The 23,181-nt window shown below is 61.5% G+C and carries 20 protein-coding genes; 6 read left to right on the top strand and 14 right to left on the bottom strand.

Translation table 11 applies throughout. The features are described 5' to 3' along the window. Positions 1-73: 73 nt before the first annotated feature. Together CKW25_RS18105 and CKW25_RS18100 are read right to left on the bottom strand one after the other, a co-directional pair. Positions 74-1,075 carry a phosphate ABC transporter substrate-binding protein PstS gene (locus CKW25_RS18105; RefSeq protein ID WP_095081235.1) on the bottom strand — a complete coding sequence of 334 codons (1,002 nt, stop codon included), beginning with the start codon at positions 1,073-1,075 and terminating at the stop codon, positions 74-76. A gap of 160 nt (positions 1,076-1,235) precedes the next feature. Beyond that, entirely contained in the window at positions 1,236-2,534 is a 1,299-nt protein-coding gene (locus tag CKW25_RS18100) for an MFS transporter (protein ID WP_095081233.1), read from the bottom strand. 368 nt (positions 2,535-2,902) lie between these two features. Here CKW25_RS18100 and CKW25_RS18095 point away from each other — a divergent pair, with 368 nt between their 5' ends. Beyond that, on the top strand, positions 2,903-3,307 hold the full coding sequence (locus tag CKW25_RS18095) for an acyl-CoA thioesterase (protein WP_095081231.1): 405 nt from the start codon (positions 2,903-2,905) through the stop codon (positions 3,305-3,307). Between the two features lie 73 nt (positions 3,308-3,380). After that, entirely contained in the window at positions 3,381-4,280 is a 900-nt protein-coding gene (locus CKW25_RS18090) for a D-hexose-6-phosphate mutarotase (RefSeq protein ID WP_095081316.1), read from the top strand. A gap of 251 nt (positions 4,281-4,531) precedes the next feature. On the opposite strand, the gene CKW25_RS18085 is transcribed toward CKW25_RS18090, so the two are convergent. From CKW25_RS18085 to CKW25_RS18065, 5 genes are all read right to left on the bottom strand, one after another. Then, entirely contained in the window at positions 4,532-5,068 is a 537-nt protein-coding gene (locus tag CKW25_RS18085) for a DUF3299 domain-containing protein (protein WP_095081230.1), read from the bottom strand. A gap of 86 nt (positions 5,069-5,154) precedes the next feature. Continuing rightward, positions 5,155-5,400, bottom strand: coding sequence for a GlsB/YeaQ/YmgE family stress response membrane protein (locus CKW25_RS18080; RefSeq protein ID WP_007928514.1), 246 nt, complete (start codon positions 5,398-5,400; stop codon positions 5,155-5,157). 104 nt (positions 5,401-5,504) lie between these two features. Next, positions 5,505-6,590: a 5-(carboxyamino)imidazole ribonucleotide synthase gene (locus tag CKW25_RS18075; RefSeq protein WP_095081228.1), complete on the bottom strand. Its 1,086-nt coding sequence runs from the start codon at positions 6,588-6,590 to the stop codon at positions 5,505-5,507. Between the two features lie 11 nt (positions 6,591-6,601). Then, positions 6,602-7,093 (bottom strand): 5-(carboxyamino)imidazole ribonucleotide mutase, encoded by a 492-nt coding sequence (gene purE, locus CKW25_RS18070; RefSeq protein ID WP_095081226.1) that lies wholly within the window; start codon positions 7,091-7,093, stop codon positions 6,602-6,604. Positions 7,094-7,327: 234 nt separating this feature from the next. Continuing rightward, positions 7,328-8,245 (bottom strand): LysR substrate-binding domain-containing protein, encoded by a 918-nt coding sequence (locus tag CKW25_RS18065; RefSeq protein WP_095081223.1) that lies wholly within the window; start codon positions 8,243-8,245, stop codon positions 7,328-7,330. A 180-nt stretch (positions 8,246-8,425) separates the two neighbouring features. Here CKW25_RS18065 and aspA point away from each other — a divergent pair, with 180 nt between their 5' ends. The 4 genes from aspA (at position 8,426) to CKW25_RS18045 (ending at position 14,191) form a co-directional block, all read left to right on the top strand. After that, positions 8,426-9,850 (top strand): aspartate ammonia-lyase, encoded by a 1,425-nt coding sequence (aspA, locus tag CKW25_RS18060; RefSeq protein WP_095081221.1) that lies wholly within the window; start codon positions 8,426-8,428, stop codon positions 9,848-9,850. Positions 9,851-10,291: 441 nt separating this feature from the next. After that, positions 10,292-11,752 (top strand): sodium:alanine symporter family protein, encoded by a 1,461-nt coding sequence (locus CKW25_RS18055; RefSeq protein WP_095081218.1) that lies wholly within the window; start codon positions 10,292-10,294, stop codon positions 11,750-11,752. A gap of 98 nt (positions 11,753-11,850) precedes the next feature. Next, positions 11,851-12,855, top strand: a complete 1,005-nt coding sequence (locus CKW25_RS18050) for an asparaginase (protein WP_095081216.1) — start codon at positions 11,851-11,853, stop codon at positions 12,853-12,855. Between the two features lie 337 nt (positions 12,856-13,192). After that, the gene (locus CKW25_RS18045; protein ID WP_095081214.1) at positions 13,193-14,191 is read left to right on the top strand and encodes an AraC family transcriptional regulator; all 999 of its coding nucleotides are present in this window, start codon (positions 13,193-13,195) and stop codon (positions 14,189-14,191) included. Between the two features lie 93 nt (positions 14,192-14,284). Here CKW25_RS18045 and CKW25_RS18040 read toward each other — a convergent pair whose 3' ends face one another. From CKW25_RS18040 to CKW25_RS18010, 7 genes are all read right to left on the bottom strand, one after another. Further along, positions 14,285-15,106, bottom strand: a complete 822-nt coding sequence (locus CKW25_RS18040; protein ID WP_095081213.1) for a MinD/ParA family protein — start codon at positions 15,104-15,106, stop codon at positions 14,285-14,287. A 589-nt stretch (positions 15,107-15,695) separates the two neighbouring features. After that, positions 15,696-17,153 (bottom strand): mannose-1-phosphate guanylyltransferase/mannose-6-phosphate isomerase, encoded by a 1,458-nt coding sequence (locus CKW25_RS18035; protein ID WP_095081211.1) that lies wholly within the window; start codon positions 17,151-17,153, stop codon positions 15,696-15,698. A gap of 94 nt (positions 17,154-17,247) precedes the next feature. Further along, positions 17,248-18,354, bottom strand: coding sequence for a mannuronate-specific alginate lyase (locus CKW25_RS18030; RefSeq protein WP_095081210.1), 1,107 nt, complete (start codon positions 18,352-18,354; stop codon positions 17,248-17,250). Positions 18,355-18,363: 9 nt separating this feature from the next. Then, on the bottom strand, positions 18,364-19,011 hold the full coding sequence (locus CKW25_RS18025) for an alginate O-acetyltransferase AlgF (RefSeq protein WP_095081208.1): 648 nt from the start codon (positions 19,009-19,011) through the stop codon (positions 18,364-18,366). A gap of 10 nt (positions 19,012-19,021) precedes the next feature. Continuing rightward, the gene (locus CKW25_RS18020) at positions 19,022-20,191 is read right to left on the bottom strand and encodes an alginate O-acetyltransferase (RefSeq protein ID WP_095081207.1); all 1,170 of its coding nucleotides are present in this window, start codon (positions 20,189-20,191) and stop codon (positions 19,022-19,024) included. Between the two features lie 12 nt (positions 20,192-20,203). Beyond that, on the bottom strand, positions 20,204-21,688 hold the full coding sequence (locus tag CKW25_RS18015) for an MBOAT family protein (RefSeq protein WP_095081314.1): 1,485 nt from the start codon (positions 21,686-21,688) through the stop codon (positions 20,204-20,206). A gap of 72 nt (positions 21,689-21,760) precedes the next feature. Then, a complete protein-coding gene (locus CKW25_RS18010) occupies positions 21,761-23,173 on the bottom strand; it encodes an alginate O-acetyltransferase (RefSeq protein WP_172736563.1) in 1,413 nt (470 codons plus the stop codon). Positions 23,174-23,181: the final 8 nt, after the last annotated feature.

The following is a 23,181-nucleotide window of genomic DNA, read 5'->3' as shown; positions in this document are numbered from 1 at the left end:
ATTAGAGGTGTGTGAGGGGCGACTCCTGCCGCCCCTCACGTGAGTCCGGAGATATCAAACCGGACTCAGGGTTTTACTTTTTTGCGACTTCAGTGCCACCTTCTTGCAGACCCAGGTCAGCCAGTGCCTTGGCGGCAACTTTGGCTGGCAGCGGGATGTAGCCGTCTTTCACTACAACTTCCTGGCCTTGCTTGGACAGAACCAGCTTCACGAACTCGGCTTCCAGCGGGGCCAGAGGCTTGTTCGGGGCCTTGTTGACGTACACGTAGAGGAAACGCGACAGCGGGTACTTGCCGTTCAGTGCGTTTTCTTCGGTGTCTTCGAAGAACTCGGTGCTGCCTTTCTTGGCCAGGGCGACGGTCTTGACGCTAGCGGTCTTGTAACCGATGCCCGAGTAGCCAACGCCGTTCAGCGAAGAGCTGATCGACTGCACAACCGAGGCCGAGCCTGGTTGTTCGTTGACGTTTGGCTTGAAGTCGCCTTTGCACAGGGCTTCTTCCTTGAAGTAGCCGTAGGTGCCGGATACCGAGTTACGACCGAACAGCTGGACTGGCTTGTTGGCCAGGTCGCCGGTCACACCCAGGTCACCCCAGGTCTTGACGTCGGCTTTGCTGCCGCACAGGCGGGTCGAAGAGAAGATCGCGTCGACCTGCTCCATGGTCATGTGCTTGATCGGGTTGTCCTTGTGCACGAACACGGCCAGGGCATCCACGGCAACCGGAATAGCGGTCGGCTTGTAGCCGTATTTGGTTTCGAAGGCCTGCAGCTCGTTGTCCTTCATTTTGCGGCTCATCGGGCCCAGGTTAGCGGTGCCTTCAGTCAGCGCGGGTGGCGCGGTGGAGGAACCGGCCGCCTGAATCTGGATATTTACGTTCGGGTATTCTTTTTTGTAGTGCTCGGCCCACAGGGTCATGAGGTTGGCCAGGGTATCGGAGCCGACGCTGGACAGGTTGCCCGACACACCAGTGGTCTTGGTGTAGCTCGGGATCGCAGGATCAACAGCGGCAACTGCGTTGGCAGTCGCAACGCCAGCAGCGACAAAGGTCATTGCCGCCATCAAACGCTTCAGTTTCATGCCTTACTCCTGGTAATAGGGTGTGTTAAGTCGGGGCCAAGTATCGGAGGGCCGTGTGAACACTCTATGACTTGAATATGACAATTAGATGAAAGGCCAGCACTCGACAAGAATGCTGGCCTTCACAGAGGGACATGCCGCCCATGCAATCATCGGAGCGTCAGCGACCCTTCTTCCAGAGATAGCCCCCCACCACGATTCCCACGCCGCAGATGATCGCAACATAGTAGGCCGGTCCCATCGGGCTCTCCTTGAGCAACAAGGTAACGACCATCGGGGTCAGGCCACCGAAGATCGCATAGGCCAGGTTGTAGGAGAACGACAGGCCGCTGAAGCGCACCACCGCCGGGAACGCCTTGACCATGACATAGGGCACGGCACCGATGGTGCCGACCAGCAGGCCGGTCAGGGAGTACATCGGGAACAGCCAGTCAGGGTGATTGAACAGGCTGTGGTAGAAGGTCCACGAACTCAACAGCAGCAAGCCGCTACCGAACACGAATACCCGACCGGCACCGAAACGGTCGGCCAAGGCACCAGACGCCACGCAGCCCAGGCTCAGGAATACGATCGCCAGGCTGTTGGCCTGCAGCGCCGTGGTCGCCGGGAAATGGTAGACCGTCTGCAGCACCGTGGGCGTCATCAGAATAACCACGATGATCCCCGCCGACAGCAGCCAGGTCAGCAGCATCGAGATGGCGATAGCGCCGCGATGGTCGCGCAGCACCGCGCGCAACGGCACCTCTTCGGCCAGCGCCTTGCGCAGTTGCAGCTCGGCGAACACCGGGGTTTCGTGCAGCCAGCGACGCAGGTAGACCGAAAACAGGCCAAATACACCGCCCAACAGGAACGGGATCCGCCAGGCGTAATCGGACACCTGCTCCGGGGTATAAATGCTGTTGATCGCCGTGGCGACCAGCGAACCCAGCAGGATGCCCGCCGTGAGGCCCGACGTCAGCGTGCCGCAGGCGTAACCGATGTGCCGCCCGGGCACGTGTTCGGAAACGAATACCCAGGCACCCGGCACTTCACCGCCAATGGCCGCGCCCTGAATCACCCGCATCAGCAACAGCAGGATGGGAGCCCACATGCCAACCTGTGCGTACGTGGGCAGCAGGCCCATGATCAGAGTCGGCACAGCCATCATGAAAATGCTCAACGTGAACATTTTCTTGCGCCCCAGCAGGTCGCCGAAGTGCGCCATGACGATACCGCCCAATGGGCGCGCCAGGTAACCGGCGGCAAAAATGCCGAAGGTCTGCATCAAGCGCAGCCACTCGGGCATGTCCGCCGGAAAGAACAGCTTCCCGACGACCGTGGCGAAAAACACGAAGATAATGAAGTCGTAAAACTCCAGCGCACCGCCCAGGGCGGAGAGCGACAGAGTCTTGTAATCGTTGCGGGTCAAGGGACGTGCGGGCTGCGCGGGTGTCGCTATGCTCGATGGCGCTGTGATCATGGCAAGGGCTTCTCTTCTTATAGTCAGATCTGCAACCCCAACAACGCTGGCAGGGGCTTGGGCAGGTTTGGCACGATAGCAAATTGTTCGAAAAAGCACATGGAAGCGCGTATTTGACGGTCAAAATGAGAACCGGACGGTCGTCGCGCGGTCTACCGCTCGATATACTCGCAGTCTGTAATACCTCGGAAGGGGTTGCTGTGCGAAGACGCTGCTGGCTCTACCAGCCGATTTCGCAGAGTTTCCCCTTAGTTCGCCTTATGGAAAACGTGACGAACGTAGTATGTTCGGGGCTGAATCGTTTTTCCTGGAGACGGCTATTCACCTGAAATACCAACGAAGAGTCACGGGTCAGAGGCACCCCCGGCATGATAGAACTCGAACAAGAAGATCCGATTCCGCAAGGCGACCTGGCCCTGCAAATCACCGCACTTCCTCGTGAAACCAACGGCTTTGGCGATATTTTCGGCGGCTGGCTGGTATCGCAGATGGACCTGGCCGGCACGGCAATGGCCAGCAAAGTGGCCGGTGGTCGCGTGGCCACGGTCGCCATTGATCGCATGGCCTTCCTGGTCCCTGTCGCCGTGGGCGCTCAGCTATCCTTTTATACTCAGGCATTGGACATCGGTCGCAGCTCGATTCAGATGATGGTCGAGGTCTGGAGCGACGATCCGTTGTCCAGTGAGTGGCGCAAAGTAACGGAAGCGGTGTTTGTGTTCGTCGCCATCGATGGCAGCGGCCGTACCCGTTCGGTTCCGTCCAGGGCTCGTTGAACCTGGGAAGCGTTAAACCCGGCGGCCGTTTTGCGGTCCATTGCCGTCATTGATCCTGAACGAGATGTGCATCATGCCTACGCCCAATGTTGAAACAGTGAAACTGGACGATCTGAATTGCTGGCGCATTCGCCACGGTCAGGCCGAATTACTGGTGGTACAGCAAGGCGCGCACATCCTTAGCTATCAACTGGCCGGGCAACCGCCACTGATCTGGCTCAATGACGAGGCGGTGTTCAAGACCGGCAAAAGCATCCGCGCCGGCGTGCCGGTGTGCTGGCCGTGGTTTGGCAATCTGGACCGCAACCCGCCCAGCGTGCAGGCTATGCGCGTGAGCGAGCTACCTGCTACGGCTCACGGGCTGGTGCGGGCGATGGACTGGGAGCTGGGGGCCATAGAAGCCGAAGGCGAAGCCCTGAACGTCGAATTCCTCCTGCCCTGCCCCGAAGGCGGATTGCCGGGCTGGCCCCACCAGGTCGATGTGAGACTGAGCATTCGCCTGGATGAGCAGTTGCACATCAACCTGACCAGTCTCAATCGCGGCGCCGACAAGGTGAGCATCAGCCAGGCGCTGCACAGCTACTTCGCGGTCAGCGATGTGCGCAACGTGCACGTCGAAGGGCTGGACGGGCTGAACTACATCGAGACCCTGGATAACTGGAGCACTGTCACTCAATCCGGCGACCTGCATTTTACCGGTGAGACTGACCGTATCTACCTCGATACCCCGCCGACGCTGAGCATTGTCGACCCCGCCTGGGAGCGTCGCATCGAGCTGACCAGCAACGGTTCACGCACGGCGGTGATCTGGAACCCGTGGATCGCGCGCGCGGCGGCATTCAGCGACATGGCGGATGATGGCTGGCAGCGCATGCTGTGCATCGAGACCGCCAATGTGATGGATGACATCGTGACCCTGGCACCGGGAGCGAGTCATACCCTGGGCGTGAGCATCGGTAGCAAGCCGCTCTGACAGCGCAACACCCATGTGATCAAGACGGCATCTCCCACACTGAGCGCGCATGCACTCATTTTGCTCAATCAGGCGTGAACGCTGTCCCGTGGCGAGCGAGCTTGCTCGCGCTGGGGTGCGAAGCGCCCCCAACACGACGATTGCAAGCTTTCAGCTAAACCCCGGGACCGGTTTTTGGGCTGCTGTGCAGCCCAGCGCGAGCAAGCTCGCTCGCCACAGGGCATGTGTTCGGCATCCCCACATCTGCATGCCTACAGATCCGCTTCCTGCACCACCCGCACCTGCGCCGCATCCAGCGCATAGGCCGCATCGGCCAGGTCGTTGCTGACCGTCTCGATCTTCAGCGTTCCGGTCACCCACAACGGCGTGTAGATGTCGTCCAGCTTCAACCCCTTGGGAAAGCGCACCAGCACCAGCTGATTGGGGGGTGGTGGCGGCACATGGATGCAGGCGCCCGGGTACGGCACCAGGAAGAACAGCGTACTGCGGCCCTTGCCATCGGTTTCCAGCGGCACGGGATAGCCGCCGAGACGGATGTGCTTGTCGTTCATCGAGGCCACGGTCTTGCTTGAATACATCACCGCCGGTAGGCCCTTGCTTTGCTTCAGCCCCCCCTTGTCGGTAAAGGTGCCAGTGGCTTCGGGGGAGTCGTGGTCGATTTCGGGCATGGCTTCGAGAGCCTTCTGGTCCGACTTGGGCATCAGCTCAAGCCAGTCGGTTTCCGGCAGTTCGCCGGCGTGGGCAAGGCCTGTGCCCAGCAATACAAGAGTCAGCAGAAGACGGCGCATGAAAGTGCTCGGTAGGAAGGGACGGTCAATCGCCGAGCATTCTAGCCCGCCCCGCCTGCGCGGCAGAGAGGGCTTTGTCGCTTGAATCAGTTCTTTTTCACCAGGCCGTAGATCACCAGCAACACCACCGCGCCCACCAGGGCACCAATAAAGCCTGCACCTTGACCCGCCTGGTAGATGCCGAGCGCCTGACCGCCGTAGGTAGCCGCCAGAGAGCCACCGATACCGAGCAGGATGGTCATGATCCAGCCCATGCTGTCATCACCCGGTTTCAGGAATCGAGCCAGCAGGCCCACGATCAATCCGATGAAGATGGTTCCAATAATTCCCATGGCGCTTCCCTCTGAATGAAATGGATTGCTCAAAGCCTAGCCAGACTTTGGCATCCTGCCATCAGAGGGTGGTGGTCACCGAAGGTTCCCACCGGGCCTGTGGATTATTGCTCGGCGATGAGCGCTTCGACCTTGAGGATCTGCCGCTCCAGCGTGGCCTTGTCGGCACAGCGCAAGTTGGCGTGACCGACCTTGCGGCCAACCTTGAACGCCTTGCCATAGTGGTGCAGATGGCAATCGCTGATGGCGACGACCTGCTCAACCGGCGGCACCACACCGATGAAGTTGAGCATGGCGCTCTCGCCCACCTTGGCGGTCGAACCCAACGGCAGGCCGGCAACGGCGCGCAGGTGGTTTTCGAACTGGCTGCACTCGGCGCCTTCGGTGGTCCAGTGTCCGGAGTTGTGGACACGCGGGGCGATTTCGTTGGCCTTGAGGCCACCGTCGACTTCAAAGAACTCGAACGCCATCACGCCCACATACTCCAGCTGCTTGAGCACGCGGCTGGAGTAATCCTCGGCCAGGGCTTGCAACGGGTGGTCGGTGCTGGCCACGGACAGCTTGAGAATGCCGCTGTCGTGGGTGTTATGCACCAGGGGGTAGAACTTCGTCTCGCCATCGCGAGCGCGCACGGCAATCAGCGACACTTCACCGGTGAAGGGCACGAAGCCTTCCAGCAAGCAGGCGACACTGCCCAGCTCGGCGAAGGTGCCCACAACGTCTTCTGCGCTGCGTAGAACCTTCTGGCCCTTGCCGTCGTAACCCAGGGTACGGGTTTTCAGCACGGCCGGCAGACCGATGGCGGCAACGGCTTCGTCCAGGTCGGCTTGCGACTGGATGTCGGCGAAGGCCGGGGTCGGAATGCCCAGGTCCTTGAACATGCTCTTCTCGAACCAGCGATCGCGAGCGATGCGCAGCGCTTCGGCGCTCGGGTACACCGGGACGAATTGCGACAGAAAGGCCACGGTTTCAGCCGGGACGCTTTCGAATTCGAACGTCACCAGGTCGACTTCGTCCGCCAGTTGACGCAGGTGATCCTGATCGCCGTAATCGGCCCGCAGGTGTTCACCCAGCGCGGCTGCGCAGGCATCCGGCGCGGGGTCCAGGAAAGCGAAGTTCATGCCCAGCGGAGTCCCCGCCAAGGCCAGCATGCGACCTAACTGGCCGCCACCGATTACACCGATCTTCATCGTCAACAACCTCAGGCGATGCGTGGGTCTGGATTGTCCAGAACGCTGTCTGTCTGCTCAGCACGGAAGGTCTTGAGCACCGCGTGGAACTGCGGATGCTTGGCGCCCAGGATACTCGCCGACAGCAGGGCGGCGTTGATCGCGCCGGCCTTGCCGATGGCCAGGGTGGCAACCGGAATGCCCGCAGGCATCTGCACGATAGAGAGCAGCGAATCGACACCCGAGAGCATCGACGACTGCACCGGAACGCCCAGTACCGGCAGGTGGGTCTTGGCCGCACACATGCCTGGCAGGTGCGCCGCGCCACCGGCGCCGGCGATGATCACCTCGATGCCACGCGACTCGGCCTCTTCGGCGTACTGGAACAGCAGGTCCGGGGTGCGGTGGGCCGAGACCACTTTCACCTCGTAAGGGATGCCGAGCTTTTCCAGCATATCGGCGGTGTGGCTAAGGGTGGACCAATCGGACTTGGAGCCCATGATCACGCCAACCAGTGCACTCATCGTCGCGCCTCTTCTCTCTGGGCGCCCGCAGGCGCGTCAAAAAACAACAAGCCACGCAGAATGCGTGGCTTGATTGTACGAATTATGGCCAGATAAGCCGGCCGAAGGCCGCGCAGTATACCGTAATACCGCAGATAAACAGCCCCCTGTACGACCATCTGTCATACGGCTCCAAGTGCCGGTTTTATTGACTTCAAGGTCAGCGGACAGGGGCCCCACGGCGAGGCCCCAAACTCATGTATTCGGGGTTCCCTGCGCCGCGCCGCCCTCGAGCTTGCGCCACAACAACCGCACATTGGCCTTGCGTACCAGCGCACAGCGATACAGGCGGATCTCCAGCGGCACATGCCACTGCGGTCCGCCACAGACCACCAGCTCACCGCGCGCCAGTTCAGCCCGCGCACTCAGTTGTGGCACCCATGCGATCCCCAGCCCTTCCAGCGCCATGCTCTTCAGGCTGTCGGCCATCGCCGTTTCATAGACGGTGGTGAAGCGCAGGGCGCGCTGGCGCAACAGCATGTTCACCGAGCGCCCCAGAAACGCGCCGGCACTGTAGGCCAGCAACGGCACGCTGGCCTCGCCTTCGAGGTCGAACAGCGGCTTGCCGTCGGCATCGGCTGCGCACACCGGGAGCATTTCGGTATGGCCCAGGTGCAGCGACGGGAAAATCTCCGGGTCCATTTGCAGGGCGGCGTCCGGGTCATAGAACGCCAGCATCAGGTCGCAACCGCCTTCGCGCAGCGCATGCACGGCGTCGCCCACATTGGTGGCGACCAATCGCGTGGCAATGTTCAGGCCCTCGTTGCGCAGTTGCGCGATCCAGCGCGGAAAGAAACCCAGGGCCAGCGAGTGGGCGGCCGCAACTTGCATCACCTCCCCTTGCCCGCCTTCCAGGTGATGCAGGTGGCGCAACACTTCGCCCAGCTGTTCGACCACCGTGCGTGCCGTCACCAGGAACAGTTGCCCGGCGGCCGTGAGTTCGATGGGCGTGCGTGAACGGTTGACCAGCGTCAGCCCCAACGCAGCCTCGAGGCTACGGATCCGCCGACTGAAGGCCGGTTGGGTCACGAAGCGCCGTTCGGCGGCCTGCGAGAAACTACGGGTGGCGGCCAGGGCACTAAAGTCCTCAAGCCATTTGCTTTCCAGATTCATCACGTCCTCCCGGACACGCACCAATTTAGGTCACACGTTCGTCGCGCACACGGCGTCACATGGGCATTATGCCGAATATGCATAGGCCAGTGCTTAACAGCATTGGCCCAAAATTCTCCACAAGCCTAGCATTCACAGCGTTCCGGCACAGACCGGGTCCATATCGAGATGATTTCTATCATGTCCTCCGCTGCATCTTTCCGCACAGAAAAAGACCTGCTTGGCGTACTCGACGTACCAGCTCAAGCGTATTACGGCATCCAGACCCTGCGAGCGGTGAATAACTTCCGTCTCTCCGGCGTTCCGATTTCGCATTACCCGAAGCTGGTAGTGGGCCTGGCGATGGTCAAGCAGGCTGCTGCCGACGCCAACCGTGAGCTGGGTCACCTCAGCGAAGCCAAGCACGCTGCCATCAGCGAAGCCTGTGCCCGTCTGATCCGCGGCGATTTCCACGAAGAGTTCGTGGTGGACATGATTCAAGGCGGCGCTGGCACTTCAACCAACATGAATGCCAACGAAGTCATCGCCAACATCGCGCTGGAGGCCATGGGTCACCAGAAAGGCGAATACCAGTACCTGCACCCGAACAACGACGTGAACATGGCGCAATCGACCAACGACGCCTACCCGACGGCCATCCGCCTGGGTCTGCTGTTGGGTCACGACGCCCTGCTCGCCAGCCTCGACAGCCTGATCCAGGCATTCGCTGCCAAGGGTCAGGAGTTCAACCACGTCCTGAAGATGGGTCGTACCCAGCTACAAGACGCTGTGCCGATGACTCTTGGCCAGGAATTCCGGGCCTTCGCCACTACCCTGGGCGAAGACCTGGCACGCCTGAAGACCCTGGCTCCGGAGCTGCTGACCGAAGTCAACCTGGGCGGCACCGCGATCGGCACCGGCATCAACGCCGACCCGCGTTACCAGCACCTGGCCGTTGAGCGCCTGGCACTGATCAGCGGTCAACCGCTGGTACCCGCTGCCGACCTGATCGAAGCCACTTCCGACATGGGCGCCTTCGTGCTGTTCTCCGGCATGCTCAAGCGCACCGCGGTCAAGCTGTCGAAGATCTGCAACGACTTGCGCCTGCTGTCCAGCGGCCCACGTACCGGCATCAATGAAATCAACCTGCCAGCGCGTCAGCCAGGCAGCTCGATCATGCCAGGCAAGGTCAACCCGGTAATTCCGGAAGCCGTTAACCAGGTGGCCTTCCAGATCATCGGTAACGACCTGGCCCTGACCATCGCGGCCGAAGGCGGCCAGCTGCAGCTGAACGTGATGGAGCCGTTGATCGCCTTCAAGATCTTCGACTCGATCCGCCTGCTGCAACGCGCCATGGACATGCTGCGCGAGCACTGCATCGTCGGCATCACCGCCAACGAAGCCCGCTGCCGCGAACTGGTCGAGCACTCGATCGGCCTGGTCACTGCGCTGAACCCGTACATCGGCTATGAGAACGCCACCCGCATCGCCCGTATCGCCCTTGAAAGCGGCCGCGGCGTGCTGGAACTGGTACGCGAAGAAGGCTTGCTCGACGAAGACATGCTCGCCGACATCCTGCGTCCGGAAAACATGATTGCTCCGCGTCTGGTGCCCTTGAAGGCCTGACGCCCGCTCTTTCAACGAAGAGCCACCGCTCACCAGGTCGAGGGACTAGACACCTCTCACCTTTTGAGGGCCTGGAGATCATTCTCCAGGCCCTTTTTTTTGGGTTTTTTGCAACGACACAGGCGCTGTGGGAGCGAGTTCGCCCGCTCCGACAACCGCCTGATCCCGAAAAGGCCAGGTGCTTCGAAGGGCTCGCTTCGGCACCCGCACCACAACAGTGCAGACGGACGGCGCCCCGATAGGTATAGTGCCGCCCCTCTTCGCATGAGCGGTCGTCGGTAGCGAGACCCCAAGCCATGCGAAACCCGAACTAATAACAAACCCGCGAAAGGAAGCCGGGACGACCTCCGTCTCGCCTGTTGTGCCGTGCGCAAACGGGTGTAACGCGATGTGTCTGCCTGGCCAGCATTTGCCTACACAAAAAACAGCGAGGAATACTCCATGCTCGAAGTCATTAACGACTTCCTCTCAGGGAAAGTACTGATCGTGCTCATTGTCGGGCTCGGTAGCTACTTCACGATCCGCTCGCGTTTCGTTCAATTGCGTCACTTCTTCCACATGTTCGCGGTGTTCCGCGACAGCCTCAAGAGCAGCGCCGGCCAACTCAGCTCCTTCCAGGCCCTGATGCTCAGCCTCGCCGGGCGCGTGGGTGCGGGCAACATTGCCGGGGTCGGCATCGCCGTGACCCTCGGTGGCCCGGGCGCCGTATTCTGGATGTGGGTGACCGCGCTGGTCGGCATGTCCAGCAGCTTCTTCGAATGCTCCCTCGGCCAGCTCTACAAGCGCTGCGATTCCGAAGGCCTGTACCGTGGCGGCCCGTCCTACTACATCCAGCACGGCCTGCAGAAACGCTGGCTGGGCATGATCATGGCGTTCCTGCTGCTGATCACCTTCGGCTTCGCCTTCAACGGCCTGCAAGCCCACGCCGTGACCCACTCGCTGAACAATGCCTTCGGCCTGGACACCACCTACACCGGTATCGGCCTGGCGGTGTTGCTGGGGCTGGTATTCATCGGCGGCATCAAGCGCATCGCGGGCATCGCTGACCTGCTGGTCCCGGTCAAGACCCTGGCCTACATCGCCGTGACCATCTACGTGATCGTGCTGCAATTCGACCAGGTGCCGGGCATGCTGATGACCATCGTCAAAAGCGCCTTCGGCCTGGACCAGGCCTTCGGCGGCCTGATCGGCAGTGCCATCATCATGGGCGTGAAACGCGGCGTGTTCGCCAACGAAGCCGGCCTTGGCAGTGCGCCAAACGTGGCCGCCGTGGCACAGGTCGAGCACCCGGTTGCACAGGGCGTGGTCCAGGCGTTCAGCGTGTTCCTCGACACCTTCGTGATCTGCACCTGCACCGCGTTGCTGATTCTGCTCTCGGGCTTCTACACCCCGGGCTTCGAAGGCGACGGCATTGCCCTGACCCAGAACTCCCTGGCTGCCGTGGTCGGCGAATGGGGCCGGATGTTCATCTCCGTGGCGCTGGCGTTGTTCGTGTTCACCTCGATCCTCTACAACTACTACCTGGGCGAGAGCAACCTGCGCTTCCTGATCGGCGACAACCGCAAGGCGCTGATTGGCTACCGCGCCCTGGTACTGGTGCTGATCTTCTGGGGTGCCATCGAGAACCTCGGCACGGTGTTTGCCTTCGCCGACATCACCATGACGATGCTGGCGTTCGTCAACCTGATCGCGCTGTTCCTGCTGTTCAACATCGGCATGCGCATCCTGCGTGACTACGATGACCAGCGTGCAGCCGGCATCAAGACCCCCGTGTTCGATTCCAGCAAATTCCCGGACCTGGACCTGGACCGCAAAGCCTGGCCGGCCAACCCGCCAGCCGCCGCTAATACTCAGGCCAAGGCTCAGGCTGAACCGCAAGGCGACACCGCAGCGCAACGCTGATCGGTATAAAACCGGGCGCATCCCCTGCGCCCGACGTGACACGGCTTGCAGTCAGCGTCATGCTCGACTGCAAGCCGTCATCGTTTCGGAGAACCTCCATGAATTCCTCGACCTACCCTGCCGCCCAGCACGTCATGGTGCTCTACACCGGCGGCACCATCGGCATGCAATCCAGCGCCCATGGCCTAGCCCCGGCATCCGGTTTCGAAGCGCGGATGCGCGACTACCTGCACAGCCAACCTGAACTGGTGGTGCCACAGTGGCGCTTTCGCGAGATGTCGCCGCTGATCGACAGCGCCAACATGACCCCGGCCTATTGGCAGCAACTGCGCGAGGCGGTGGTGGAGGCGGTGGATGTCCAGGGCTGTGACAGCGTGCTGATCCTGCATGGCACCGATACCTTGGCCTACAGCTCGGCGGCCATGAGTTTCCAGCTGCTGGGCCTGCACGCCCGCGTGGTGTTTACCGGCTCGATGCTGCCGGCCGGCGTGACCGACAGCGATGCCTGGGAAAACCTCAGCGGCGCGCTGGTCGCCCTCGGCCAGGGCCTGGCCCCGGGCGTGCACCTGTATTTTCATGGCGAGCTGCTGGACCCGACCCGTTGCGCGAAAGTGCGCAGTTTCGGCCGGCATCCGTTCAAACGCCTGGAGCGTCAGGGTGGTGGTGTGAAAGCATCTTCAATACCCGCGCACCTGAATCACGACCAACCCAGGCAGCTGGCGAACGTCGCGGTACTGCCGCTTTTTCCCGGCATCGGCGCCGAGATACTCGATGGCCTGATCGACAGCGGCATTCAAGGCCTGGTGCTGGAGTGCTACGGCAGTGGCACCGGTCCCAGCGACAACCCCGCATTCCTGGCGAGCCTGGCACGGGCGCGGGACAAGGGCATTGTGGTGGTGGCGGTTACGCAATGCCATGAAGGGGGCGTCGAACTGGACGTATACGAAGCGGGCAGTCGGCTGCGGGGCGTCGGCGTGCTTTCGGGTGGCGGCATGACCCGTGAGGCTGCGTTCGGCAAGTTACACGCGCTGTTGGGTGCAGGCCTTGAAACGGCTGAAGTGCGGCGATTGGTCGAACTCGACCTCTGTGGCGAACTGGGCTGACCTTCAAACCTGACACCAAGTCCGATGGGAACGGGCTTGCCCGCCAAGACTCGGCCGCGCATGCACTCCTGCCGTTCAATCAAGCGTGAACGCGGCCCCGTGGCGAGCGAGCTTGCTCGCGCTGGGGTGCGAAGCGCCCCCAACATGACTATTGCAGGGTTTCAGATAAAACCCGGTGACCGGTTTTGGGACTGCTGCGCAGTCCAGCGCGAGCAAGCTCGCTCGCCACAGGGTATGTGTCAGGCATCCGCCCTGTGATCAATACAGCTCCCCCCACAAGATCGTCGTCAGGCACACAACTTGCTCTTGTTCCAGCACCCCAAGGCTGGAACCGCCCATGCTCCACTCCCACCTCACCACCCTCAACGCTGTCTCACTGGCGCTCAATGTCTTCAAGGCCGAAGGCTTGTCGAGTGACGCACTGCTGGCCGGCAGCGGTATCAATACCGCGGACTTGAGCCGGGCGGACACACGCATCACCACCCACCAGGAAATGCAGGTTTGCGCCAACGCCGTCGCCCTCAAGCACGATATCGGCCTGGAATTGGGCAGACGGATGCACGTATCGTCCTACGGCATGCTCGGCTATGCCCTGCTCACCAGTGCCACCTTCGGTGACGCTTTGCGTCTGGCTATGCGGTATCCGGCGCTGTTGGGAACACTTTACGAGCTGAGCCTGGAAGAGGACGGCGAGCAGGTCTGGTTTGTGGCCGCCGATTACCGGGAGAACCCGGCACTGGCCGTGTTCAATGCCGAGTTCTGCCTGGTGTCGCTGAGGGTTATCTGCGATGACTTGCTCGGCCATTCCCTGCCCCTGCTCGCCGCCCGGCTTGAGCATGTGGCGCCGGATTACCGCGACCGGTACGCCGAACACTTCGCTTGCCCACTGCACTTCGAGGCCAAGGACAACGCTTTCGCCTTTGACCGGCGCTGGCTCGATCAACCGCTGCCATTGGCCGATGTCATCACCCATCAGGCCATGGCCGAACGCTGCCGCAAGCAGAACATCGAGTTCACCGGACGTCAGGCGTGGCTGGGACGGATTCGTCAATTGCTCAGTGCACAGCTGAATGCGGCCCCGGGGCTGGACGGACTGGCGCAGCAGATGAACTGTTCGCCGCGCACCCTGCGCCGGCACCTCAAAGACCTGGGTTGCAGCTATCAGGAGTTGCTCGACGAACTACGCTTCGAGCAAGCCAAGCAAATGCTCTGCGAGGACCAACTACCGATCTACCGCATTGCCGAAGCCCTGGGTTTCAGCGAGACCGCAAGCTTTCGCCATGCCTTTGTACGCTGGAGCGGAGTGGCGCCGAGTCAGTTCAGGCCACACGGATAACCCTGTGGAAGCGGGCTTTCCGGCGATGCTTATCAAGATGACGCTCGCGGTGATGATGACGCCCGAGTGATCACACGAAGTACCAGAGAGCTGTTACCTTTTTGAGTGGCTAACAAGTCGCTCGACAAAAAACTCTACATGCCCTCTTGGAGCGCCCAGCAATGGCCAAGCGTCAGCCTTGAGCGCAACCTCCTGAAAGGCTTTGCTGCATTTGCATCGCGGATGTCTCTCGTAAACCGCCCGCCGTGTCTGCGCGGCATTACGTACATATTCATCGTAAGGAATTGCTCCCGCATACTGCAGGGAAACATCCAGGAAGTGGTCCGTGAGTTTAATAAGCTTGGCAAACAAACTCTGCCCTTCTAGAGGGTTGCTCTCCATGCTGGCCAAAACCCTGAAGCGCTTCATCCCGTGCTCATGATTAAGTACTTTGATCAAAGCGTAAGCACCGGAGATGGAAGTCGGCTCATCGCATACAATCACCAAGACTTCATGGGCAGCTCGAATGAAGCTGACTACCGGTTCGCCAATACCCGTGGCGGTGTCGATCACCAGCACGTCCAGGCTGTCCACTATCTCGCTGAATGCCTGTATTAGGCCTGAATGCTGAGCCGGCGACAGGCGCACCATACTCGGAACACCTGAACCAGATGCGACTATGCGCACTCCTCCCGGTCCTTCCATCAGGGTATCGGACAATTCACAGCGACCCTCGATTAGATCGACAAGCGTATACCGTGGCACAAGCCCCAATTGGACGTCGACATTCGGGAACTCAAGATTTGAATCCAGCAAAACGACTCGGCGCCCAAGCTCTGCCAGCGCCAATGCCAGATTCACAGCCACAGTAGTTTTGCCTACGCCGCCCTTACCGCTGGCGATAGCGATAACTTGTACAGAGTGCACGGTATCCATACTGACTTTTCAACTCCATATTTAACGCTGACAAGCAATTGAAATCCTTAAAGCATCAAGTTCTAAGTCTTCCAAGATTAGCCCTTAACGACTGCTCAGCCACAACCGCCGCACATAAGTTCGCTCTCGCCGATCAGACCTCCTGATCGCCGAATGGATGGCTAATATCCAGAAATAAACAGGCTGAAAAAGTTGAATACTGTAAAGACTGACACACTGGCCAAGATCAAAGCGGACAATATTTTCTTTTTTAACAACGGTAAACTTCCTTGTCATCGATGTATAAAACTGAAACGGGGACAGCACACCCGGACATGCCCTGATTGTGCGCAGGGTGATGGCACTGTGCCAAGAGGCGCCAGCGTCGCGACCCGTTGCAGCTGCCCGATGCCGAAATCTTGCAAGGCTGGCTGCGAATGGCAGCGCAACGACTTGGAGCGCGCCCAACTGCGCTGCCACAGCTCGCCCAGCACCTGCGCCAGGGGCCAGGCAACGTTCAAGCGCTGCATTGAGCAGCACCTGACGTGCATCGGTAATCAGCCAAGGGGTCGGCGTGCATGGATCCACCGGCTGGTTCGGGTGCTTTGGCTCAACCGCCGGCGACCAGTTTGGGTGCAAGCAGCGCCTCGCCGGTCCGCCCATAGACATCCTCCAGGCGCTCGATGTCGTCCTCACCCAGGTAGCTGCCGGACTGCACCTCGATGATCTCCAGCGGGATTTTGCCAGGGTTGGCCAGGCGGTGCACCGAGGCGATCGGGATGTAGGTGGACTGGTTTTCGGCAAGCAGGAACACCTTATCGTCACACGTCACCTGGGCGATGCCGGATACCACGATCCAGTGCTCGGCGCGGTGGTGGTGCATCTGCAGCGACAGCTGCGCGCCGGGCTTCACGGTGATGCGCTTGACCTGATGGCGAATACCGTTGTCCACCGAGTCGTAGCAGCCCCAAGGACGATTTACCGCACAATGGCTCTGGGTTTCCGAACGGCCCTTCAGATCCAGGCTGTTGACCAGTGCCTTGACGTCCTGAACCGAATTCTTGTGGGCAATCATCACCGCATCCTTGGTTTCTACTACCACCAGATCGTCCACACCGACCAAGGTCACCAGCTTGCTGCTGCTGTGTACGAAGCTGTTGCGGCTGTCGTGGGTCAGCACATCGCCCTTGAGCACGTTGCCGGCCTGGTCCTTCTCATGCACGTCCCACAGAGAGGACCAGTTGCCCACGTCGCTCCAGCCGGCGGCGAGCGGCACCACGCAGGCGCGGGAGGTCTTCTCCATCACCGCGTAGTCGATGGAGTTGTCCGGGCAGCACTCGAAGGTGTCGGTATCGATGGTCATGACATTGCCGCAGCGGTGGCTGCGCTCCAGGGCCAGCGCACAAGCGTCGTAGATGCCCGGCGCATGCTTGAGCAACTCGTCCAGATAACGGCTGGCACGGAACAGGAACATGCCGCTGTTCCAGTAATAGCCGCCCGTGCGAACGAGCTCGCGGGCCAGTTCTGCATTGGGCTTCTCGACGAAGTGGCTGACCCGGTAGACGCCGGGATGCATGCCGTCGGCGTCACCTGCGCGGGTCGCCTTGATGTAGCCGAAGCCGGTCTCGGGACGTTTGACGGGGATGCCGAACAACACCATCTCCCCTTCCTCGGCCACCGCGCGCGCCACTTCCAGTGCCTCGCGCAGCGCCGGTTGATCCTCGATCACATGGTCAGCCGGCAGCACCAGCATCAGTTCGTCGCGGCCGTCGGCCAGCAGTTGCAAGGCGGCCATAGCCACGGCCGGCGCGGTATTGCGGCCGAAGGGTTCGAGCAGTGTCGAGTGCCCCTCGACGCCGATCCGCTCCAGTTGCTCGTTGACGATAAAGCGGTGCTCATGGTTGCACACGATCAGCGGGCTCTGCATGCCTTCGAAGTCCAGGCGCTGCAGGGTCTGCTGGAACAGCGAAAGCTCGCTGGTCAGGGCGAGGAACTGCTTTGGATACTGCTTGCGCGAAAGGGGCCACAAGCGCGAACCACTACCACCAGAAAGGATTACCGGAATCATGGGAGAAGCCTCATTAAAGTTCCATTTCAAATTAATACTTGTCCCCGCCGAGGCCCTGCCTCGGACTACCGGGAGAGTGAATGCATCGATGCGATCAAGGGTTGAACAACTGGGTGACATCCCCTCCTAGCCGATAGGTCTCCAGGGGCTCTAGGGAGCGCCGCCAGGCGTCGGTCTCGGCCGAGCAGCGATAAAGTGCACAGTAGGGCTCCAGCCAGGCGAACTTGCCGTTCTCCTGCAAATCCTCCAGCTCCTGCGGGTAGCCGGACCGGGCCTCGAAAAGGCGCGGGTTGTGCACGCCACTTTCGACCCGCTGGGCGAGCCGCTGCAGGGCACCTCCGTTGTCGCCACGCAGATCCAGCCCGTTGGCCTCGGCGAATGCCGCGATCATCATCAGCGGCCCCAGGCTGTAGTTGTGGTAGGCAAGCGCCCGGGTTTGCCGGGACAACTCCAGCGGCAGGTAGCCCTCGGCGTCGACCTGCTCCATACCATGGCGGTACTGCTCGACCGCCCAGTCGAACAGGTCCTGACGGTCGAGCACCACGGCGCTTGCCATCACCGCCCAGGCAGCCCAGTACTGGTGGTTGTTGCGCCGCTCGCGCGGTTGCTCGTTCCAATCGTGCACCACCTGGTCGGCGAGCCGGGCGAACCACTGCTCGATGGCGCGAGTTTCGGCCTCATGCCCACGCAAGGGTTCGGAGCCGGCGAACTGCAGCCGCAGATAGGCGGCAGACAGGCTGCCCAGCGCCCATTTGCGCACCGACTTGCCGGTGTGGTTGTAGGTTCGGCTGAGCAGCGCGTCGGCTTCGGCCCATGTGCTCAACCAGGTCAGGGCGCAGTCGGCGTATTCCTGCCGGCCATCCTCGAGATACTTGCCGACCAGTTTGCTCACGCCGCTTTCCAGCGTACGCACATCGCCGGTCAGCCGCTTGTAGCGCGCGGCGGCCTGCGGGTTGAGCTTGTCCCTGGCCGAGTCCGAACCTTCGTATTTGCTCGGGAACAGCAGGTCGCCCGAATAGGGCGCGGGTGCCCCGGGACAGGCCGGCACCTTGTCCTTGGGGGACGGAGCGGCCAGGTAGAAGCCGCTGGGCGGCACCAGGCTGGTGCCGGCGTTACGTTCCAGGGGCTTGCTGCAGCCGGCGGCCAGCAACAGGGCCAGGCCAGCTAGCGCCATCCGCGAACAGATCAGCCAGGGTTTCATAGCCATTCCTCAGTTGGTCGCGACCGGACGCTTGACCCAGGCCGGAGACAGCTTGTCGGCGGAACCGGTGACGAACAGGCTGACCACTTCGCCACGCTCCAGCACCAGCGGGTCGAGGTCACGAATCTTGCGGTCGCCAGCGAACAGCGTCAGGCGCACCTTGACCGGGTTGATCTCGCGCTCGCCACGGGCGTTAGCCGAGACCGGGCGGATGACCTCGGTACGACCGTCGGCGGTTTTAATCGACAGGGCGGTGTCGGATAGATTCTGCAGGCGCAGCAGGGACTTCTGGCGATTCTTGAACGGCGGCTCCTCCACCAGCTCCAGCGCCCTATCCGGCATCTGCACCAGTGTGTAGTAGCGCTCGGCGTCGAGCTTCACTGCCAGGCTCTTGCCATCTGCGCTGACGGTGTATTTACCGGCCGGCAGGAAGGCGAAATCGCTGCTGCTTTTGGCGCCCAGGTCATTGATGCGGACAGGGCCGAGGTTGGCGTCAAAACTGCTGTTTGCGGCGTTGAAGCCGCGCACGAAGGCCGAGCCATACGGTGCCGCCGGACCGTAGAGCGCCGCTTCGTCAGCCATCACCCACGGGGCGGACAGGCCAAGCAACAGGCTGCCCAAACGCAGGGTGTAGGACATCGAGGAAAAAAGGGACATACAGGTGCTCCTAGAATTGCAGGATGGACTTAGTGGAGGTGGCGGTGTGCAGCGCGCGGCTGACCGGCTCCTCGCCGTTGTTCAGCCGGGCGAGCCAGGCCGCGTCGAATCCGGACAGGTCGCTTGGTAGCATCAGGTAGCGCTCGGGGAACTCCCAGATCACCAGGCGCAGCCCGGCGAGCTCTTTTTCCCCCTGCTGCAGCAGGTTCAGCATGGGCACCAGTGGGCCCTTGCCCTCCTCGGCGTAATTGAGCAGGTCGCTGCCCAGGGCCTGTTTCAGGGCACCGGCGAAGTTCCAGTCCGGGTTGGCGCTGTAGCTGGTCCCGACCAGCGCGATCGATGGCAGGGCGTCGACGAACAGCGCATCCTCGGCGCTCGCCTCCTGTCCCTCGGCGGCCCGGGTCAGACGCGGGCGCAGGCGCTCGGCCGGTGGTTGCAGGTCGGCGAAGTACGGCTCCAGGGGCAGGAAGCTCAGCAGGTCGCCTTTGTGCTCCCGGCTGGCGACAGCCTCGGTGACGAAGGTCTGGTCGCCATGCTGCCAGATACCCTGCCGCGCCAGATGCTCGGCCAGACTCCTGGCCGCGACCTCTGCGCCGAAGGGGGTCCAGTGGCTGTCGGTACGCAGGAACACTGGCTCCTGCGCCTTCGCCTGCTGCAGCGCAGGCAACAGATCCGGCCCGCTCAACCCGGCTTGGCGCATCATGTCGAGGACCTTCGGGTACAGGCTCTGCTGAGTCAGCACGGGTCGCTCGTCATCCAGATGCTCCGGATAGAGTCGAGCCTTGGCTGGCAGGAGCGCCAGCACCAGCGTCACCCCACGACGCTCGAACTCCGCCCGTACGGCGCTCACCAACCGCCAATTGTCCTGCAACTGATCGGGTTTGCTCGCCGGCTTGAACTCCTCGTCCGAGAACAGCCAGCCGTCCTGGCCGATGACCACGCCCTGGCGGCCTTCGCCGAAAAGCGTGTAGTCCGCCAGCGCCCAGAGATTGGTGCCCAGTTGCTTGACCGGGAACTGGGCGTCGTAGTGCTTCTCGAAGGCCAGCGCCAGTTTGCCGTCCAGCACGCTGGTTTCACTGGCTGTGGAGAAGCCGAATACCGCGCGTAGGGACCACAGGCAGAGCGCCAGCAGCAGGCTGCAGAAGAGCAGGCTGTAGAGCAGGTTCAGGGTTCTGTTCATAGTCGGTTCCCCTCAGAACTGGAAGTACAGGAAGGGCGAGAAGCTTTGCGCCGAGAGCTTCAGCACCGAGACGGTGAACAGCAGGAGCACGGCAGCGTGGAAGGCCACGGCGCCTATCCGCAGGCGCGCCACGGCGGCTCTGCCGTTGGCGTTGATCATGATGCCGTGGTCTTCGCGGGCGCGGGCCTTGGGTCCGCCGGCCAACGGCTGGGCGTAGAACTGACGGATGCCGAAGATGGCCAGCACGACATAGGCCAGCACCAAGGTGGCGATCTGCAGGCTGGTGAGCTGAGCGTGGTAGAGCTCGGAGAGCCGCCAGTCGGCGAAGCTGAACATGGCAACGTACATGCGCCAGGCCACGTCGAGGTTCTCGGCACGAAAAATCACCCAGCCGATCACCACCAGCATGAAGGTGAAGACCCACTTCAGCGGGTTGAGCACCCGTGGCGCGGCGTTCACGCCCCAGAAACGCTCAATGGCCAACCAGACGCCGTGCCAGGCGCCCCAGAGGATGTAGGTGAAGTTGGCGCCATGCCACAGACCGCCCAACAGCATGGTCAGGAACAGGTTACGGTAGGTCTGGAAAGCGGTTCCGCGGTTGCCGCCCAGGCTGATGTACAGGTAGTCGCGCAGCCAGGTGGAAAGGCTGATGTGCCAGCGTCGCCAGAACTCGGTAATGGATTGGCTGATGTACGGCTGCTTGAAGTTTTCCATGAAGCGGAAGCCCATCATCAGGCCCAGGCCGATGGCCATGTCGCTGTAGCCGGAAAAGTCGAAGTACAGTTGCGCGGTATAGGCCAGCGCACCCAGCCAGGCGTCGCCCGTGGTGGGGTCGGAAAGCGCGAAGCAATGGTCGGCGATGGGCGCGATGCTGTCTGCGATGAAGACCTTCTTGATGAAGCCTTGCATGAAGCGCGTACAGCCCTCGGTGAACTTGTCCACCGTGTGGGTACGGTGATTGAACTGGTCCGCCAGGTCACGGAAACGCAGTACCGGGCCGGCAATCAGGTGCGGGAAGATCGCCACAAAGGCGGCGAAGTCCACCAGGTTATGGGTGGCTGGGGTGTCGCCGCGGTAGACGTCGATGATGTAGCTGATGGACTCGAAGATGTAGAAAGAGATCCCGATCGGCAGCAGGATGTGCGTGAGCACGAACGGCTCCATGCCGAACGAGGTGATGATCGCGTTGAGGCTGTCGACGCCGAAATTGGCGTACTTGAAATAGCCGAGTACGCCGAGGTCCACCGCCACGCCGAGGAGCAGCCATTTCCGCGCAGTTTTCGTGCGCACTCCGGCCGCGCCGATGCGCAGGCCAATCCAGAAGTTGAACACTGTCACGACAGCGAACAGCGCCAGGAAGTCGATGCGCCACCAGGCATAGAAGATGTAGCTAGCGACCAGCAACAGCAGGTTTCGATAGCGCGTTCCGACCAGGTAGTACAAGCCGAGGAAAATCGGCAGGAACAGGAACAGGAACACGTTGGAAGAAAAAACCACGCTCTCAATCTCCTTTTGAATGATCATCGTTGCCCTAAGGAGCCCATGCGCCAGGCGCATGGCTCCATCAGGTCAATCGGCCTTGGCTTGCATCACGCTTGCGGGTTTGTCCGCCCTGCGGCAGATCTTCGCCTCGACCTGCAGCCCCGGGGGCATGTCTGCCGGCATATCGATCTCCAGGGACAGCAGCGTCTGCCCCGCCCACTCGGCGTCCTCACGCAAGCGGAAAACAAAGCGGCCGTTCGACTCGACTTCCCGCGACCGACTGATCAACAGGTTTTCCCTCGAGCCGCTCATGTACCAGACGGTACTGCGCAAATCGCTGATCTCGGGCTTGCTGAACTGGATCTCGACGACGGCGTCCTCACTGCGGATCGGCTTGACCCCCGTGTTGACCAACACCTCGTTCCTGCCGGGCCGCAGGGTCAGCTTCTGGTCTATGTCCGCCGTTACGTCCCGGCAACCGTTATCCAGCAGGGGCATGGCCTGGCGATAGAAAGTCGCCATGGCCAGGTCGTAATAGCTGTTGACCTCCCAGATCAGTACCTTCGGCGGTTTGTCCCGGAAGTCCTGGGTGCCGAGGTACTGCAGCATGGCACTGTGGAAGCCACCGCCTGTCACCGAGCGGTTATCCACGTCGACGCTGGCGTACTGTTTGAGGAAGCCGTCGAAGTTGTACTGTGCGGAACTGAAACTGGTGCCGACCAGCACCACATCGGGCCGTTCGGTATCGCCAAACAGCTCATTGCTCTCTTCTTTAGGCTCCGTCACTGCGCGCGTGAAATACTCATTGGCGTAACCACTGCCACAGATTTTGCCGAATGCCTGGTTGAGTGAGCCGGCCTTGTACAGGTTGCCTTCCATGCGCGTGGCAAATTCCTTGCGTGCAATCCCCTTGAAGACCCTCGACTTACCAATCTCGGCGGCCAGCAACTGCGCGGTCAGCTCAGCGCCTTGCGGCGTCCAGTGATTATCGCGCTTGAAGAAGAATTTCCTGCGCACTTCGGCCGGCAGGTCCAGCACTGCCGATAGGTCCGGCACGCGTATACCCAGGCTGCGCAGGCGCTCGATGGTAGCCAGGTAATTGCGGCGCGACAGTTCGGCATTGAAGCTGCTGCGCTCCTGCGGGTTGAGCATCTCAGTGACGAGCAGGCCACGCGGTGGCAGGTAGACCATCACCAGTTCCACGCCCCTGGCTTTCAGCGCATCACGCAGATCCTGGAGCAGTTTGAAACCCTCGGGCGTGGTGCCGATGTTGGTCATGAAGTCGATCTTGCTGCGAAAAAGCCAATCCTCGTGCCCCTGTACCAGTTGGCTGAAATCGCCCAGATCACCGGTGTAGCTGCTGTCCTGCAGCGCCTGCGGGCAGATCTGGCAGCAGCGCTCGATCTCGTATTCGGGCGCCTCGGCAGCCAGGCTCAGGGAACTGGTGAAAAGCGTCGCAATAGAGGCGCACGCCAGCCACCCTTGGGCTAAGCGGCCCATTGAACTCC

Source organism: Pseudomonas sp. Irchel s3h17 (assembly GCF_900187505.1).
GTDB lineage: Bacteria > Pseudomonadota > Gammaproteobacteria > Pseudomonadales > Pseudomonadaceae > Aquipseudomonas.
The sequence above is the reverse complement of the archived record's forward strand: the minus strand, read 5'-3'. Positions and strand labels throughout refer to the sequence as shown.

What these genes read in the sequence shown, in the direction of transcription:
- CKW25_RS18105 (WP_095081235.1), bottom strand. Translation starts at nt 1,075, where the DNA reads ATGAAACTGAAGCGTTTGATGGCGGCAATGACCTTTGTCGCTGCTGGC.
- CKW25_RS18100 (WP_095081233.1), bottom strand. Translation starts at nt 2,534, where the DNA reads ATGATCACAGCGCCATCGAGCATAGCGACACCCGCGCAGCCCGCACGT.
- CKW25_RS18095 (WP_095081231.1), top strand. Translation starts at nt 2,903, where the DNA reads ATGATAGAACTCGAACAAGAAGATCCGATTCCGCAAGGCGACCTGGCC.
- CKW25_RS18090 (WP_095081316.1), top strand. Translation starts at nt 3,381, where the DNA reads ATGCCTACGCCCAATGTTGAAACAGTGAAACTGGACGATCTGAATTGC.
- CKW25_RS18085 (WP_095081230.1), bottom strand. Translation starts at nt 5,068, where the DNA reads ATGCGCCGTCTTCTGCTGACTCTTGTATTGCTGGGCACAGGCCTTGCC.
- CKW25_RS18080 (WP_007928514.1), bottom strand. Translation starts at nt 5,400, where the DNA reads ATGGGAATTATTGGAACCATCTTCATCGGATTGATCGTGGGCCTGCTG.
- CKW25_RS18075 (WP_095081228.1), bottom strand. Translation starts at nt 6,590, where the DNA reads ATGAAGATCGGTGTAATCGGTGGCGGCCAGTTAGGTCGCATGCTGGCC.
- purE (WP_095081226.1), bottom strand. Translation starts at nt 7,093, where the DNA reads ATGAGTGCACTGGTTGGCGTGATCATGGGCTCCAAGTCCGATTGGTCC.
- CKW25_RS18065 (WP_095081223.1), bottom strand. Translation starts at nt 8,245, where the DNA reads ATGAATCTGGAAAGCAAATGGCTTGAGGACTTTAGTGCCCTGGCCGCC.
- aspA (WP_095081221.1), top strand. Translation starts at nt 8,426, where the DNA reads ATGTCCTCCGCTGCATCTTTCCGCACAGAAAAAGACCTGCTTGGCGTA.
- CKW25_RS18055 (WP_095081218.1), top strand. Translation starts at nt 10,292, where the DNA reads ATGCTCGAAGTCATTAACGACTTCCTCTCAGGGAAAGTACTGATCGTG.
- CKW25_RS18050 (WP_095081216.1), top strand. Translation starts at nt 11,851, where the DNA reads ATGAATTCCTCGACCTACCCTGCCGCCCAGCACGTCATGGTGCTCTAC.
- CKW25_RS18045 (WP_095081214.1), top strand. Translation starts at nt 13,193, where the DNA reads ATGCTCCACTCCCACCTCACCACCCTCAACGCTGTCTCACTGGCGCTC.
- CKW25_RS18040 (WP_095081213.1), bottom strand. Translation starts at nt 15,106, where the DNA reads ATGGATACCGTGCACTCTGTACAAGTTATCGCTATCGCCAGCGGTAAG.
- CKW25_RS18035 (WP_095081211.1), bottom strand. Translation starts at nt 17,153, where the DNA reads ATGATTCCGGTAATCCTTTCTGGTGGTAGTGGTTCGCGCTTGTGGCCC.
- CKW25_RS18030 (WP_095081210.1), bottom strand. Translation starts at nt 18,354, where the DNA reads ATGAAACCCTGGCTGATCTGTTCGCGGATGGCGCTAGCTGGCCTGGCC.
- CKW25_RS18025 (WP_095081208.1), bottom strand. Translation starts at nt 19,011, where the DNA reads ATGTCCCTTTTTTCCTCGATGTCCTACACCCTGCGTTTGGGCAGCCTG.
- CKW25_RS18020 (WP_095081207.1), bottom strand. Translation starts at nt 20,191, where the DNA reads ATGAACAGAACCCTGAACCTGCTCTACAGCCTGCTCTTCTGCAGCCTG.
- CKW25_RS18010 (WP_172736563.1), bottom strand. Translation starts at nt 23,173, where the DNA reads ATGGGCCGCTTAGCCCAAGGGTGGCTGGCGTGCGCCTCTATTGCGACG.